Annotated in this window: 14 protein-coding genes; 6 read left to right on the top strand and 8 right to left on the bottom strand. The window is 67.1% G+C overall.

The genetic code is table 11. The features are described from left to right. Nucleotides 1-58: 58 nt before the first annotated feature. Together thiL and C1720_RS08460 are read right to left on the bottom strand one after the other, a co-directional pair. Nucleotides 59-1171 (bottom strand): thiamine-phosphate kinase, encoded by a 1113-nt coding sequence (gene thiL / locus C1720_RS08455; protein ID WP_102283890.1) that lies wholly within the window; start codon nt 1169-1171, stop codon nt 59-61. A 34-nt stretch (nt 1172-1205) separates the two neighbouring features. Next, nucleotides 1206-2270 (bottom strand): NAD(P)H-dependent flavin oxidoreductase, encoded by a 1065-nt coding sequence (locus tag C1720_RS08460; protein WP_102284592.1) that lies wholly within the window; start codon nt 2268-2270, stop codon nt 1206-1208. 231 nt (nt 2271-2501) lie between these two features. On the opposite strand from C1720_RS08460, the gene C1720_RS08465 reads away from it, so the two are divergent. Further along, nucleotides 2502-2900, top strand: coding sequence for a cupin domain-containing protein (locus C1720_RS08465; RefSeq protein ID WP_050714760.1), 399 nt, complete (start codon nt 2502-2504; stop codon nt 2898-2900). Nucleotides 2901-3051: 151 nt separating this feature from the next. Here C1720_RS08465 and hemW read toward each other — a convergent pair whose 3' ends face one another. The 3 genes from hemW to C1720_RS08480 form a co-directional block, all read right to left on the bottom strand. Next, entirely contained in the window at nt 3052-4314 is a 1263-nt protein-coding gene (gene hemW, locus C1720_RS08470) for a radical SAM family heme chaperone HemW (protein ID WP_439650772.1), read from the bottom strand. Beyond that, on the bottom strand, nt 4305-4907 hold the full coding sequence (gene rdgB / locus C1720_RS08475) for an RdgB/HAM1 family non-canonical purine NTP pyrophosphatase (RefSeq protein ID WP_050714759.1): 603 nt from the start codon (nt 4905-4907) through the stop codon (nt 4305-4307). Before rdgB ends, hemW begins: the two co-directional genes overlap by 10 nt. A 206-nt stretch (nt 4908-5113) precedes the next feature. After that, on the bottom strand, nt 5114-5623 hold the full coding sequence (locus C1720_RS08480; RefSeq protein ID WP_082203353.1) for an OmpA family protein: 510 nt from the start codon (nt 5621-5623) through the stop codon (nt 5114-5116). 239 nt (nt 5624-5862) lie between these two features. Between C1720_RS08480 and pdxH the strand changes: the two genes are divergently transcribed. After that, nucleotides 5863-6501, top strand: coding sequence for a pyridoxamine 5'-phosphate oxidase (gene pdxH / locus C1720_RS08485; protein ID WP_102283891.1), 639 nt, complete (start codon nt 5863-5865; stop codon nt 6499-6501). 205 nt (nt 6502-6706) lie between these two features. Here the strand turns inward: pdxH and C1720_RS08490 are convergent, their stop codons facing one another. Next, entirely contained in the window at nt 6707-6898 is a 192-nt protein-coding gene (locus C1720_RS08490; RefSeq protein WP_233199882.1) for an EamA family transporter, read from the bottom strand. A gap of 324 nt (nt 6899-7222) precedes the next feature. On the opposite strand from C1720_RS08490, the gene C1720_RS08495 reads away from it, so the two are divergent. After that, on the top strand, nt 7223-7843 hold the full coding sequence (locus C1720_RS08495; protein WP_102283892.1) for a nitroreductase family protein: 621 nt from the start codon (nt 7223-7225) through the stop codon (nt 7841-7843). 96 nt (nt 7844-7939) lie between these two features. On the opposite strand, the gene C1720_RS08500 is transcribed toward C1720_RS08495, so the two are convergent. Then, nucleotides 7940-8620 carry an EamA family transporter gene (locus C1720_RS08500; RefSeq protein ID WP_102283893.1) on the bottom strand — a complete coding sequence of 227 codons (681 nt, stop codon included), beginning with the start codon at nt 8618-8620 and terminating at the stop codon, nt 7940-7942. A gap of 48 nt (nt 8621-8668) precedes the next feature. Continuing rightward, entirely contained in the window at nt 8669-8920 is a 252-nt protein-coding gene (locus C1720_RS13025) for a hypothetical protein (protein ID WP_146006937.1), read from the bottom strand. Between C1720_RS13025 and argA the strand changes: the two genes are divergently transcribed. The 3 genes from argA (at nt 8919) to C1720_RS08515 (ending at nt 14021) form a co-directional block, all read left to right on the top strand. Further along, complete coding sequence (argA, locus tag C1720_RS08505) at nt 8919-10268, top strand: amino-acid N-acetyltransferase (protein ID WP_102283894.1); 1350 nt, start codon at nt 8919-8921, stop codon at nt 10266-10268. The genes C1720_RS13025 and argA overlap by 2 nt on opposite strands. A gap of 93 nt (nt 10269-10361) precedes the next feature. Further along, on the top strand, nt 10362-11186 hold the full coding sequence (locus tag C1720_RS08510; protein WP_233199884.1) for a UDP-2,3-diacylglucosamine diphosphatase: 825 nt from the start codon (nt 10362-10364) through the stop codon (nt 11184-11186). A 354-nt stretch (nt 11187-11540) separates the two neighbouring features. Further along, nucleotides 11541-14021 carry a PAS domain S-box protein gene (locus C1720_RS08515; protein ID WP_146006938.1) on the top strand — a complete coding sequence of 827 codons (2481 nt, stop codon included), beginning with the start codon at nt 11541-11543 and terminating at the stop codon, nt 14019-14021. Nucleotides 14022-14025: the final 4 nt, after the last annotated feature.

Genomic DNA, 14025 nt, shown 5'->3' on the forward strand with positions numbered 1-14025 from the left:
TGTTTTCCGGCCTGCGCGGGAGTCTGTCTGCGGGCTGGCTGCAAGGCGCTGGCGAAGCTCACGCCGCGAAGTGGTCAAAGCCGCGCGTTTCGGCGGGCAAGGGGCACAGTGCGCCGCTGGCCGCGCGCAGGAAGATGGATGCGGGCGCGGCGGCTTCGGCCCGTGTGACGCGGCCTGCGCGCGTCACGGGCGTTTGCGCCGCTGCGGCGGCGGCCAGCACGGCCTGGCGGGCGCCGGGCGCGGCGGTAAATAGCAGCTCGTAGTCATCGCCGCCCGCCAGCGCGGCTTGCAGGCGGGCCGCCGCGTCCAGCGCGCTTTTGCCGCATGCGGGCTGCGTTTCTTGCTCCTCCTGTGCCTCTTGCGCCCAGGGCGCCGTCAGGCCGATGAGCGCTTGCTCGTCCAGCTCTGCGCCCAGCGGCTGGCCTGCCGCCTGGCTGCTGGCTTGCAGAACGTGGGGCAGATCGCCCGCCAGGCCGTCGCTGAGGTCGATGGCGCTGCGGGCCACGCCGCGCAGCGCCAGGCCCAGCGCCACGCGCGGCGCGGGGCGCTCCAGCCGCTGGCGCGCGGCGGCCAGCGTGGCGGGCGGCAGGGTGATCCGGCCTTGCAGGGCGTGCAGCGCCAGGCGGGCTGCGCCCAGGCTGCCGCTGATCCAGATGTCGTCTCCGGCTCTTGCGCCCGCGCGCGTGAGCGCCTGCCCGCGCGGTGTTTGCCCGAAGATGGTGATGCACACGTTGAGCGGCCCGCGCGTGGTGTCGCCGCCCACCAGCGGGCAGCCGTGCCCGCCCGCCAGCGCCAGCAGCCCCTGGCTGAAGGCGGCCAGCCAGGCGTGATCGGCCTGCGGCAGCGCCAGCGCCAGCGTGAAGGCCAGCGGCTGCGCGCCCATGGCCGCCAGGTCTGACAGGTTCACGGCCAGCGCCTTGTGGCCCAGCGCGGCGGGGTCGGCGTCTTCAAAAAAATGGCGGCCCGCCACCAGCATGTCGCTGGAGACGGCCAGCAGCATGCCCGGCTGCGGCGCGAGCAGGGCCGCGTCGTCGCCAATGCCCAGCTCTACGCCGCCGCCAGACGGTGCAGGCGGCGCAGACGGCAGGAAGTAGCGGCGGATCAGGTCGAATTCGCCGCAGGGGCGCGGGGCATGGGCGGCAGGCGCGGCGGCGGACGTGGCGGCAGGCATGGCGGCAAGGGGCGTGAATGGGCGCAGGCGGCTTTCAGCGCGCGGCGGCGAAGCCTTCGGCCAGCGCCTGCGTGATGTGCGCTGCGGGGGCGCTGCGGCAGGCGCTGGCGTTTTCGCCGCACCAGAAGAATGAGAAATCGGCGCGGCCCTGCTTTTCAGCGGCGGCGCGCAGCCAGGCGGCGGCGGGCGCGGCCAGTGGAAAGGCGGGCGCGGCGGGGTTCAGCGGCCCCAGCTCGCGCGTCAGGCGGTTGGGCAGGCCGCGCGCAGGGCGGCCCGTCATCAGCGTGGTCAGTGCGGTGTGCGCCTGCCCGCTGGCGGCGGCGGCCAGCAAGGCGGCGCGGTACAGGGGCGAAGTGGCGGCCTCATCCGCGCACAGGTAGGCCGTGCCCGCCTGCACGCCCGCCGCGCCCAGCGCCAGGGCGGCGCGCACGCCCGCCGCCGTGGCAATGCCGCCTGCGGCAATCACCGGCACGCGCACGGCGGCCACCACTTGCGGCAGCAGGGCGAAAAGGCCGGCCTGCCGCGTCAGATCGTCAGACAGAAAGTGCCCCCGGTGGCCGCCCGCTTCCAGCCCCTGGGCGATGATGGCGTCGGCCCCGTGCGCTTGCAGCCACAGCGCTTCTTCAACCGTGGTGGCGCTGGAGAGCACGAAAGCGCCCGCGCGCTTGATGCGCTCCAGCGCCTGCGGCGCAGGCAGCCCGAAGTGAAAGCTCACCACCGGCGGCCTGAATTCGGCCACCAGTGCGGCGGCTTCGCCGTCAAACGGCTGGCGGCCCGGGCCGGATGGAATGTGCGCCGCATCCAGCCCCAGCTCGTCGAAATACGGCTTGAGCAGCGCGTGCCAGGCGGCCTGCCTTGGGGCGTCAGGCTGCGGCGCGGCGTGGCAGAAGAAGTTGGCGTTCCACGGCAGGCCGCTGCCCCGCATGGCCTGCATTTCTTCACGCAGCCTGGCTGGCGGCAGGGCTGCCGCCGGCAGCGAACCCAGCCCGCCCGCGCGGCTGACGGCCAGCGCCAGCGCGCTGCCTTGCGCGCCCGCCAGCGGGGCCTGAATGAGGGGGTAGCGGATGTTCAGCCGGGTGTTCAGCGGTGTGGCGGGCATGGCTTTTTCTTCTCTCCAGTCAATGGGGCGCAAGCGGAGCTAAGCGAAGGGCGGCATTGTGGCGGAAGGGGCGCAGCGGGCGCGCCGCATCAGAATTCACTAGGACATGATGCTATTGATAGAGTAGCGAAACTGAAGGCTACGGCGCTTTGCCCCTTCATCCGCTCGCCCGGCCCGGCGGGCGGAGGCCGTCTCTATCATCCTTGGCCTTTTTGCAAGGAGAGATGTGACATGACCGCCCCGGAAATCGTGCTGCCCGTGCTGTTCACGGATGAGGATGGGCGCGCCCGCTGGAGAGAGCAGGCCGTCAGCCTGCGGGCGGACTCGCCGCAAGTCTGGCTTTCGGCGCTGGCGGCGGCCAGCGGCGTGCAGTGGCGCGAAAGCCCGGTGGGCTTTGCCAGCGGCTTTCACTGCACCACGCAGCCGCAGTGGCTGGTGGTGCTGCAAGGCGTGATGGAGATTGGTCTGCGCGACGGCTCATGGCGGCGCTTCGGGCCAGGCGAATGCTTTTATTCCGGCGACACGCTGCCGCCCGGCGCCGCGTTTGACGAAACGCTGCACGGCCACCGCAGCCGCCAAAGCGGCAGCGAGCCGCTGCGCACGCTGTTCGTGCGCGGGCCGCTGGCGTGATGAGGGCTGTTTTTGCTCCCTGATTGATAGCATGAGATCCTGGTGGAAAGGGCGCGGGAGCTGTTTTTCATCCTTTGAATTCGCTCTTCTTTTTGATGCGCTTTATGCCTTTGTCCTCGCCTTTGTTTTCAGCTTGCGGGCAGCGCGCGCCTCATGGCAGAAAAAGCTGCTGCAAGTCGCTCAGGAAATCAAAGCCTTTGGGGGTGGGGCGGATGTGGCTGCCCTGGCGCTCGATCCAGCCTTTTTGCGCGGCCTGCTCCAAAAGCGCGGCGATGGCGCTGATGGGCTGGCCGGTGCGGGCGGCGTAGTCGGCCAGATCAAAGCCTTCGCGCAGGCGCAAGGCGCCCAGCATGTATTCAAAGGGCAGGTCGGCGCGGGGCACATCGTTTTCTTCGGCCACGGCGTAGCCGGCCAGGGCGCGCTCCATGTAGTGCTGGGGGTTTTTGGGGCGGCTTTGGCGCACCACGCGCTGCGGGAAGCTGATCTTGGCGTGCGCGCCCGCGCCGATGCCCAGGTAGTCGCCAAACTGCCAGTAGTTGAGGTTGTGCACGCACTGGTGGGCGGGGCTGCGGGCGTAGGCCGAGACTTCGTAGCGCGGCAGCCCCGCTTCGGCCGTGAGGCGCGTGAGGGCGTCGAGCATGTCCCAGGCGGTGTCTTCGTCGGGCAGCGCGGGGGGGCGCTTGGCAAAGTGCGTGCCCGCTTCGATGCTGAGGTGGTAGATGGACAGGTGCGGCGGCGCCCAGGCCAGGGCGGCGCGCACGTCGGCCTCCAGCTCGTCCAGGGTTTGGCCGGGCAGGGCGTACATGAGGTCGAGGTTGAAGGTCTCGAAAACGCGGGCGGCTTCTTCCAGCGCGGCGCAGGCCTGCTGGCTGCTATGCACGCGGCCGATGGCTTGCAGGTGGCGGTCGTTGAAGCTTTGCACGCCGACGGAAAGGCGCGTGACGCCCGCTGCGCGGTAGGCGGCAAAGCGCTCGCGCTCGAAAGTGCCGGGGTTGGCCTCCAGCGTGATTTCGGCAGCGGGTGCCAGCGGCAGCAGCGCGCGCACGCCGCCCAGCAGGCGGTCAATGGCTTCGGGCGAAAACAGGCTGGGCGTGCCGCCGCCCATGAACACGCTGATGACCTGCCGGCCCCACACCAGCGGCAGGCAGGTTTGCAAATCGGCCAGCAGGGCGTCCACATAGCGGCCTTCGGGCAGGCCCTGGCGGCTGTGCTCGTGCGAGTTGAAGTCGCAATAAGGGCATTTTTTGAGGCACCAGGGAATGTGGATGTACAGCGCCAGCGGCGGCAGCGCGGCCAGTTGCAGCAGGCCGGGCCGCATGTAGTGGCGAATGTCGGCGGGCGCGAGCGGATCGAGCGGGTTGCGCGCCTGCGGCTCGCTGGCGGGCTGATGGGGGCGGATGGGTATCACAGCCAGCGCTCGCGCATGAGCGCCAGCATGGCCTGCGCGGCGCGGCCCCGGTGGCTGTGGGCGTTTTTCACTTCGGCGGGCAGCTGGGCGAAGGTTTGGCCGAATTCGGGCAGGAACATGACGGGGTCGAAGCCAAAGCCGCCATCGCCCACTGGCTCGCGCGTGATTTCGCCCGCCACGCGGCCCGTGGCAATGAGCGGCTCCGGGTCGTCTGCCGAGCGCAGGGCGACGAGGGTGCTGACCATCGCGGCGCGGCGGTCTTGCACGCCCTGCATTTGCTCCAGCAGGGCGCGCACATTGTTGGCGTCGCTTTTTTCGTAGCCGAAGCGGGTGGCGTAGTAGGCGGTGTCCACGCCGGGCTGGCCGCCAAAGGCGTGCACGCACAGGCCCGCGTCGTCAGCCAGGGCGGGCAGGCCGCTGGCGGCGGCGGCGTGGCGGGCCTTGGCCAGGGCGTTTTCCACAAAGGTGCGGTGCGGCTCCGGGGCCTGCCCGATGCCCAGCTCGGAAAGCGGCAGCAGCGTCATTTGCAAAGGCGCCAGCAGCGCCTGCAATTCAAAAAGCTTGCCGGGATTGCCGGAAGCAAGAACGATTTTCTGCATGGTTGGATTTCAAATCATGAAAATCAGCGGCGAAATGAATGGGCGGACAGGAACAGAAATATCCTGAAATGCGGCAAAGCGCATAGGCTCGATTGAATGGCCGGAGTATGTGAGCGGAGAAACAAAAAACCCACGGGCCAGCCGTGGGCATTTTGTTTTCAGGCGCTGATGGCCGCCTGGATGGCGGCTGCCTCATTGCAGCCGCCTTATTGCAAGCGCACCTCCACGCGGCGGGCGGCGGCGTCGCTGCCGCTGGCATTGGCCTCGGCGGCTTCGGGTTTTTGCAGCGTCACCTTGTCTTCGCCCACGCCCAGCTCCAGCAAGGCGGCGCGCACGGCCTCGGCGCGCTTTTTGGCCAGCTCGGCATTGAAGGCGGCGTTGCCCGTGGCATCGTGAAAGCCGCTAACCACGGCGGTCTGGCCGGCGGCCACGCCGCGCACGATGTCGGCCAGCGCCTCTTTCGCGCCTTCGGCCAGGTCGGCCTTGCCGGTGGCGAAATAAAACTTCACCACGCCTTCTTGCACCTGCACGGCGGGGCCGTCGCCGATCACAACCGTCTCTTGCACCACGGCGGCCGCAGGTTCGGCCTGGGGTTCAACCGGCCGGGGCGCCGCGCCCGCGCCATCCACGCGCGCCTGCAAAACGGGGCGCCCCAGGGCGGCTGCATCGGCCTTGCCGCGCTGCCAGGCGCGAGAGGCCAGCACGCCGGCCGTCATGAGCACGGCCAGCGCCAGAGCGCCAAAAATGACGATCCAGGCCACGATACGGTCCTGCCGGTCGCTGAAGCGGCTGTCTGCAAAGCCAGGCTGGCGCGTTGGCCGTATGGGTATCGGCAAAATGGGTTTTTCCCGCTCGTCTGGTGTGCTCATGAAATCGGTACTCCGTCAAATGAATGCCAAAAGAGCGCAAATTGTAGACTTTGCCCTCTTTGCCCCGCGATGGAGGTTTTGCATTCATGAACCAGGATATTGCCAGCCTGCGCAAAAGCTATGAGCGCGCCGAGCTGAATGAATCGGCCAGTGAAGCCGATCCCTTGCGCCAATTTGCCCGCTGGTTTGACGAAGCCCGCAAAAGCGGCGTGCCCGAGGCCAACGCCATGACGCTGGCCACCGTGGGCAGCAACTTGCGCCCCAGCACGCGCGTGGTGCTCATCAAGGATTTCGACGAGCGCGGCATCGTCTGGTACACCAACCGCCAAAGCCGCAAGGGCCGCGAGCTGGCGGGCAACCCCTGGGCGGCCCTGCAATTTCACTGGGTGGAGCTGGAGCGCGTGGTGCGCATCGAAGGCCGCGTGCGCGAAGTGGACGACGCCGAAAGCGACGCCTACTTTGCCAGCCGCCCGCTGGACCACCGCATCGGCGCCTGGGCCAGCCCGCAAAGCCAGCCCATCCCGGGCCGCGCCTGGCTCGTGGCCGAAGCCGCCAAATACGCCGCGCGCTTCATGCTGGACCCGCCCCGCCCGCCGCACTGGGGCGGCTACCGCCTGGAGCCAGACTGCTGGGAGTTCTGGCAAGGCCGCAAAAGCCGCCTGCACGACCGCCTGCGCTACCGGCTCGAAAGCGGCCAGTGGATCCGCGAGCGGCTCTCGCCTTGAGAACCGGTTCAAAGTGCCAAGCATGGGCGGCTGAATTTTGCTCCTTTACCAATAGCATGAGGTCCTAGTGAAATGGGCGCGGAAGCCCTTTTCAGGCCTCCATATTTGCTTCTCTTTTTGATGTTTCCCGGCCGCCGCTGAACCTGCTCATGGCCTGCGCGGCGCAAAAAATCAGGATTCGCCGCAAGAGACTGGGCGGAGCCTTTCATTTTTTTGACGCCGCCCGCTGCACACCATCAATCGAAAGCAGCGCCAGCGCAAAGCCCAGCAGCGATTTGCCATCCATGCCTTGCCCCAGAAACAGCCAGCCCAGCGCGAACGCGCATACCGGGCTGAGCAGCCCCAGCGACGACACCACGGCAGGCGACAGCCGGGCAAGCCCGCTGAAAAACAGCACATAATGTTTTTTGGGCTGCTGATGCGGCAGCCTGCACGTTAGGAACAGGGTGCAGGCTGCTTTTCAGGCAGTCCGACAAGCCTGCCCCCGTTTGGAGAACGAACGGATTGCCGCCGACCCTAAAGCAGCCTGCACCCGCATAAAAAGATTTAAGCTGCCTGAAAACGAGGTTTCCGAAGGAAGCCGAGTTTCTGCGAAGCTAAAACGCAGGCGGCAACGGGGATTAAAACAAAGTTGCCCAAGTAAGCGGGATTTCGGTGCAGCGGAAACGCAAAAAGCAGCCTGCACCTTTTCAGGTAGCCCGTTATCCCCCAAGGAGACCCGATGAACCACCAAACCATTATGCAGAACGCCGAAGCGCGCCGCTCCGTGTACGCGCTCAACCGCAACCTGCCCCTGCCGCCCGAAGAAATCGCCGCCATCGTCCGCCACGCGCTGCAATACAGCCCCTCGCCGTTCAATTCCCACTCCGTCCGCCTGCTCGTCCTGTTCGGCGCGGAACATGAAAAACTGTGGGACATTGCCGCCGAAGTGCTGCAAGCCGCCGTGCCGCCCGAAACCTTCGCCAAGCAGACCGCGCCCAAGCTTGCCGCCTTCCGCGCCGCCGCAGGCAGCATCCTGTTTTACCAGGACACGGACGTGGTTTCAGACTTGCAGCAGCGCATGCCGCTTTACGCCGACACCTTCCCCGTGTCCGCCGACAAAGAATTCGCCATGATGCAGTACGCGATTTGGACCACCTTCGCCGCCGCCCAAATCGGCGCGAACATCCAGCATTACAACCCGCTGATTGACGAAGCCGTCGCCCGAGCGTGGCAGGTTCCCAGCCACTGGCGGCTGCGCAGCCAAATGGTGTTCGGCGGCATTGCCGCACCCGCCGCCGAACGCAAATACGCCCCCATCGAACCGCGCCTGCGGATTTTCGGGCTGGATGGCGGCAACTGACGAAATTGCTGTTTCAGGCAGCCCGAACGCACGGGCGGCAATGGCGGTAAAACGAAATCCCTGCGAAGCGGAAATGCAAAAGCAGCCTGCACCTTTTCAGGCAGCCCGTCCGCACGCCAGCACTGCGCCAAACAAACAGAGATAGAGGTAGCCGCCAATGTTGGCCAGCGTCAATGCCGGCAGGGGCGGCTCCGCCAAAAGCGCGGCGGGCAGCAGGCACAGGCCGCCAACCAGCAATTGCCAGCCAGCGAATGCCAGCACCGGCAGGCTGGTTCTGCGGTGTTTTGACAAATACACGCCCAGGCTCATGGAGGCCGCGCCCGACAGGGCAGCAGCGATTCCCCAGGCGTCATAACGGGCCTGCGGCGAAAGCACCATGAGCGCAATGCCCGCAACGCCTGCCGCTGCCCATAACCAGGCCGCTTTGGGTGGCATGGTTTTGCCAATCAGCCACGTCAGCAATAAAACCATCAGGGTTTGCGTGGAACTGAGCACAGCCGCCAGACCGCCCGGCAGCCGGTAAGCGGCCACAAACAGCATGGCCTGGAAAAAGCCGATATTGAGAATGCCCAGCAAAATCACCGTGCCCCATTCGCTGCGCCTGGGCAGCACGCGTGCGTACATCAGCAGCAACAGGCCCGCAGGCAGCACGCGCAGCAGCGCTGCGGTCAATGGCCGGTCCGGCGGCAGAAATTCGGTGGTGACAAGGTAGGTGCTGCCCCATATCAGGGGAGCGCAGGCGGTGGTGAAAATGGCTGCGGCGCGGGAATGGGCCATGAGAATCTGTTCAGAAAATAGGCGGAAGCGGCGTTTTTCAGCGGGGATTCAGCCCGAAAGCCGGTTTCCAAAAGTGAAAACCAAATGCGATTCGCCGGAATATATCCACTGCAATCGCGAAACGCCGCGCTGGTACAAAACCATGAACGAATATCCGGTGAAAATGCAATGAACGCGCAATAAACATGCGGCGCGTGCTGAATCAATCTCTTTTTTCCGTGCCCGGCCATGCGGAAAAACCTGCGCGGGCCGCCGCATAATTTGCGCCTTCTTTTTTTCTCGCACGACGCTGGCTGCCATGTCTTCCGCCGCATTCAATCCTGCTTTTGTCCCGTGGTTTCGCGCCGTGGCGCCCTACATTCACATGCACCGGGGCAAGACGTTTGTGGTGGGCGTGGAGGGCGAGGCCATTGCGGCGGGCAAGCTGGGCGGCATCGTGACCGATTTGGCGCTGATTCAAAGCATGGGCGTGCGCATCGTGCTGGTGCATGGCTTTCGCCCGCAATTGACCGAGCAGCTGGCAGCCAAGGGGCATGAGGCGCGGTTTTCGCACGGCATGCGCGTGACCGATCCGGTGGCGCTCGATTGCGCGCAGGAGGCGGCGGGGCAGCTGCGCTACGAAATCGAGGCCGCTTTCAGCCAGGGCCTGCCCAACACGCCCATGGCGGGTGCCACGGTGCGCGTGATTTCGGGCAACTTCATCACGGCGCGGCCCGTGGGCATCATCGACGGGGTGGATTTCAGACACACCGGCCTGGTGCGCAAGGTGGACGTGGCGGGCATCACCCGCTCGCTGGACGCGGGCGCGCTGGTGCTGCTCTCGCCCTTTGGCTTTTCGCCCACGGGCGAGGCGTTCAACCTGACCATGGAAGAAGTGGCCACGCGCGTGGCCACCAGTTTGCAGGCTGACAAGCTCATTTTTCTGACGCAAAAACCCGGCGTGGCCATACGCCCCGAGGAGCCGGTGAGCGAGGGCAACCCGGTGGATACCGAAATTCCGCTGGCCGAAGCGCGCCGCATCGTCGCGCGCCTGCCCCGGCCTGAAACGCCGCTGGACACGGGCTACTACCTCAGCCGCTGCATCACCGCCTGCGAGCACGGCGTCGAGCGCAGCCACATCCTGCCCTTTGCCGTGGACGGCGCGCTGCTGCTGGAAATTTATGTGCACGACGGCATCGGCACGATGGTGGTCGATGAAAAGCTGGAAAGCCTGCGCGAGGCCACGGCCGACGATGTGGCAGGCATCCTGCGGCTGATCGAGCCTTTCGAGCAGGACGGCACGCTCGTCAAGCGCAGCCGCACTGAAATCGAGCGCGACATTGGCAACTATTCCATCGTCGAGCACGACGGCGTGATCTTCGCCTGCGCGGCGCTCTACCCCTACCCCGAGGCGAAAACGGGCGAAATGGCCGCCGTCACTGTTTCGCCCCAGAGCCAGGGCCAGGGCGACGGCGACAAGCTGCTGCGCCGCATCGAGCAGCGGGCCAGGGAAATCGGGCTGGGCAGCATCTTCGTGCTCACCACGCGCGCCATGCACTGGTTCATCAAGCGCGGTTTCCGGCAGGTGCCGCCCGACTGGCTGCCCGAAGCGCGCATCCGCAAATACAACTGGGACCGCAAAAGCCAGGTGCTGGTCAAGCAACTATGAAAACCATAGCGGCCTGCGCTGATTCCACGGGGGCTTGCGGCCCATCTGGCTGGTAAACGCCCCGCAAACGCCCCGCAAACGCCCCGCCTTTTCATGTCCGCCCCGCCGCCTGCCATGCCGCACGCCTTCGCCCCGCCCGCCGCCATCGCGCAACTCGCGGCCCCGCCCGCGTGGCGGGCCGTGGACTTCATTGCCGATCTGCACCTGACCCCTGCTGAACCTGCCACCGTGGCCGCCTGGCAGCGCTACATGCTGGGCACGGCAGCCAGCGCCGTCTTCATTCTGGGCGACCTGTTTGAGGCCTGGGTAGGCGACGACGCCGCCCGCCAGCCCGGCCTTGAAGCCCAGTGCGCCGCCACACTGCGCGCCGCCGCCGCCCGCCGCCCCGTGCACTTCATGCGCGGCAACCGCGACTTTCTCGTCGGCCCCGCCTTTCTGGCCGCCTGCGGCGTACAGGATTTGCCCGACCCCGTCACGCTCATTTTTGGCGGCCAGCGCTGGCTCCTCTCGCACGGCGACGCCCTGTGCCTGGATGACGCGCCCTACCAGCAGTTTCGCCAGCAAGTGCGCCAGCCCGCCTGGCAGCAGCAGTTTCTGGCCCGCCCCCTGGCCGAGCGGCAGGCCATTGCGCGCCACATGCGCGGCCAAAGCAGCGCCCGCCAGCAGGCAATGAATCAGTGGGCCGATGTCGATGCCGACGCCGCCCGCGCCCTGCTCGCCGCCGCGCGCGCGCCCGTGCTCATTCACGGCCACACGCACCGCCCGGCCAGCCACACGCTGGGCGCGGGGCTGAGCCGCGTCGTCCTCTCCGACTGGTGTCTGGACGCCCCCGCGCCGCGCGCCGAAGTTCTGCGCCTGCGGCCCGGCCAGCTCCCCGCCCGCATCAGCCCGCAAGCCGCCCTGACGCCCGAGGCCTGAAAACCAGCCCCGCGCCTTCCAGCCCCTCTCTTTCCGCTAGCACGCTGCTCTTTGGCTGCGCAGGGCCTTATTCATCAAAAGCAATAGCAAATTGAAAGGCCAATAAAACGGCATTTGCGCACGTTTCACTAGGACATCAAGCTCTACTTTCAGGAGCTGAAAAAGGCCTCACAGGCAGTTCTTTCGCCTGGCCGGGCCTGTTGCGCAGAGGCGATTCAGTGGTTATGAATTCACGCCAGCTTTGACTGAAGCGTTCCCCAGGACTGCCCGCATCCGGCGCGTAGGCAAGGCGCTGGCTTGAGCCTGGCGGCAGATAGGGCGCCTGCCGGGCCTCGCGCCCTACACTGCCCGTCCATGCGAAGCAATCCTTTTTTGGCGCCGCAAGCGCCTTGGACTGACCGGTGGAAGCGCTTGCTGGGGCAGGAGCGCCTGGCGGCCATTGCGCCGCTGGCGGCGGTGCTGCTGTTTTTGGCCACGATTGCGGCGGCGTTTTGGTATCTGAGCGCGCAAGACGCTCAGCGCGAGCTGGCGGCGGCGCGGCATGACCTGGAGTTCAGCCAGCAGCAGTTGCGTTTGCACTTGCAGGAGCAGGCGGGGGAGCTGGAGCGGCTGGCGCGCGCCGTAAGCGGCGGCAACATGGGCGCGGCGCAGTTCGCGCAAAGCGCGCGGGCGCTGGCCGGGCGCTGGCCGGAAATGCGCGATATGCGCTGGCTTGATGCGCAGGGGCGAACCGTGGCGCGCCTGCCGCCCGAAGGCAGCGCGGCCGGGTTTGCCGGGCCGCAAAGCGAAGGCGCTGACGAGTCTGAAAACGCCAATGAACTGGGCCAGGCAGGCCAGATGCATGGCGCGCCGTATGCCGTGCCCCTGCCAGCGGGGGCTGGCGAGGCGGGCAGCCTGCGGGTTTATGTGCCGTTGATGAACGAAGGGCGGCTGGAAGGGGCCTTGCTGATCGTGTATGACGCCAGCCAGCTCCTGCACCACGGCCTGCCGCAGCGGCTACAGGAGAAATACGCCTTCAGCCTGCTGGATGAAACAGGCGGCGTGCTGGCGGGGCTGGCATCCGCCAGCGGCCGCCCGCAGGCGGATGAAGGCTGGCCCTGGGCGGACCGCCGCTCGCAGGCGCGGAGCCTGCCGCTGGCGCTGCCCTGGGCCGGGGGGGCGCTGACGCTGCAAGCGCAGGTGTGGCGTGCGCCCGAGGGCGTGGTGGGGCGGGCGCTGTTCTGGCTGGCAGCGGCGCTGTCGGCCATGACGGTGTGGATGCTGGTGGTGAACTGGCGTTTCGTGCGCTGGCGGCAGCAGGCGCAGGCGGCGCTGACGGCGGAAACAAGCTTTCGCCGCGCCATGGAAAACTCCATGCGCACCGGCATGCGCGCGCTGGATTTGCACGGGCGCATCACGTATGTGAATCCGGCCTTTTGCCGGATGACGGGCTGGAGCGAGGCCGAGCTGGTGGGCCAGATGCCGCCTTATTCCTACTGGCCCGAGCAGGAACATCAAACGCTGATGCGCGTGCTGGCTGACGAGCTGGCGGGCCGCGCACAGGCGGCGAGCCGCCAGATTCGCGTGCGGCGCAAGAGCGGCGAGCTGTTTGATGCGCGGCTGTACATCGCGCCGCTGATGGACGGGCATGGGCAGCACAGCGGCTGGGTGGCGTCGATGACCGATATTTCGGAACCCAACCGCGTGCGCGCCGAGCTGGCGGCGGCGCGCGAGCGCTTCACGCTGGTGCTGGAGTCTCTGGAGGCTTCCGTCTCGGTGGCGCCGCTGGGCAGCAAGGAGCTTTTGTTCGCCAACAAGCGCTACCGCCGGTGGTTTGGCGACACCACGCAGGGCCACCTGGGCATGGTGATCAGCGCCAGCTCGCTGCGCACGGCCCCTGGCGAAAGCGGCGAAAAAATGCGCCCCGACAACGCTGAAATCTATTTGCCCCCGCTGGACAAATGGCTGGATGTGCGCTCGCGCTATCTGACCTGGGCCGATGGCCGCCTGGCGCAAATGGTGATTGCCACCGACGTGACGGCCCGCCGCGCCGCCGAGGCCCGGGCCGAAGAGCAGGCCCGCCTGGCCGAAGACGCCAGCCGCCTGATCACCATGGGCGAAATGGCCTCCAGCGTGGCGCACGAACTCAACCAGCCGCTCACGGCCATCAGCAACTACTGCACCGGCATCATCTCCCGCGTGCAAGCGGGCGGCCTGGCGCAAGAAGACTTGCTGGGCGCGCTGCGCAAGACGGCGCGGCAGGCGCAGCGGGCGGGGCAGGTCATTCAGCACATCCGCAACTTCGTCAAGCGCAGCGACCCGAAGATGCAGCTGGGCACGGTGGCCGCCATCATCGAGCCGGTGCTGGAGCTGGCCGAAGTGGAAGCGCGCCGCCGCCAGGTGCGCCTGGGCAGCAACGTGGCCCCGAATCTGCCGCAAGTGCTGGCCGACCCCATCCTCATCGGGCAGGTGCTGCTGAACCTCATCCGCAACGCCGCCGAATCCATAGAGGCCGCGCAGCGCCCGCCCGATGAGCGGCGCATCACCTTGCTGGCCAGCCTCATCCTGATTGAAGACCAAAGCGCCGTGCAATTTGCCGTGGAAGACACCGGCTGCGGGCTGCCGCCGGGCGTGCAAGAGCGCCTTTATGAAGCCTTCTTTTCCACCAAGCGCGAAGGCATGGGCATCGGGCTGAACCTGTGCCGCTCCATCATCGAGGCGCACCAGGGCCGTTTGCGTGCGGTCAATCTCTACAATGGCGGACAAACCGTGGGATGCCGTTTTTCCTTCTGGATACCGGCCGCTGCGGCCGCCGCGCCAGCGCAGGCGCGACCCCTCAACCCTGAAGAAACCTGATCCC

Origin of the sequence: Ottowia massiliensis, from assembly GCF_900240305.1 — a bacterium.
In the GTDB taxonomy this organism is placed as follows: domain Bacteria; phylum Pseudomonadota; class Gammaproteobacteria; order Burkholderiales; family Burkholderiaceae_C; genus Ottowia; species Ottowia massiliensis.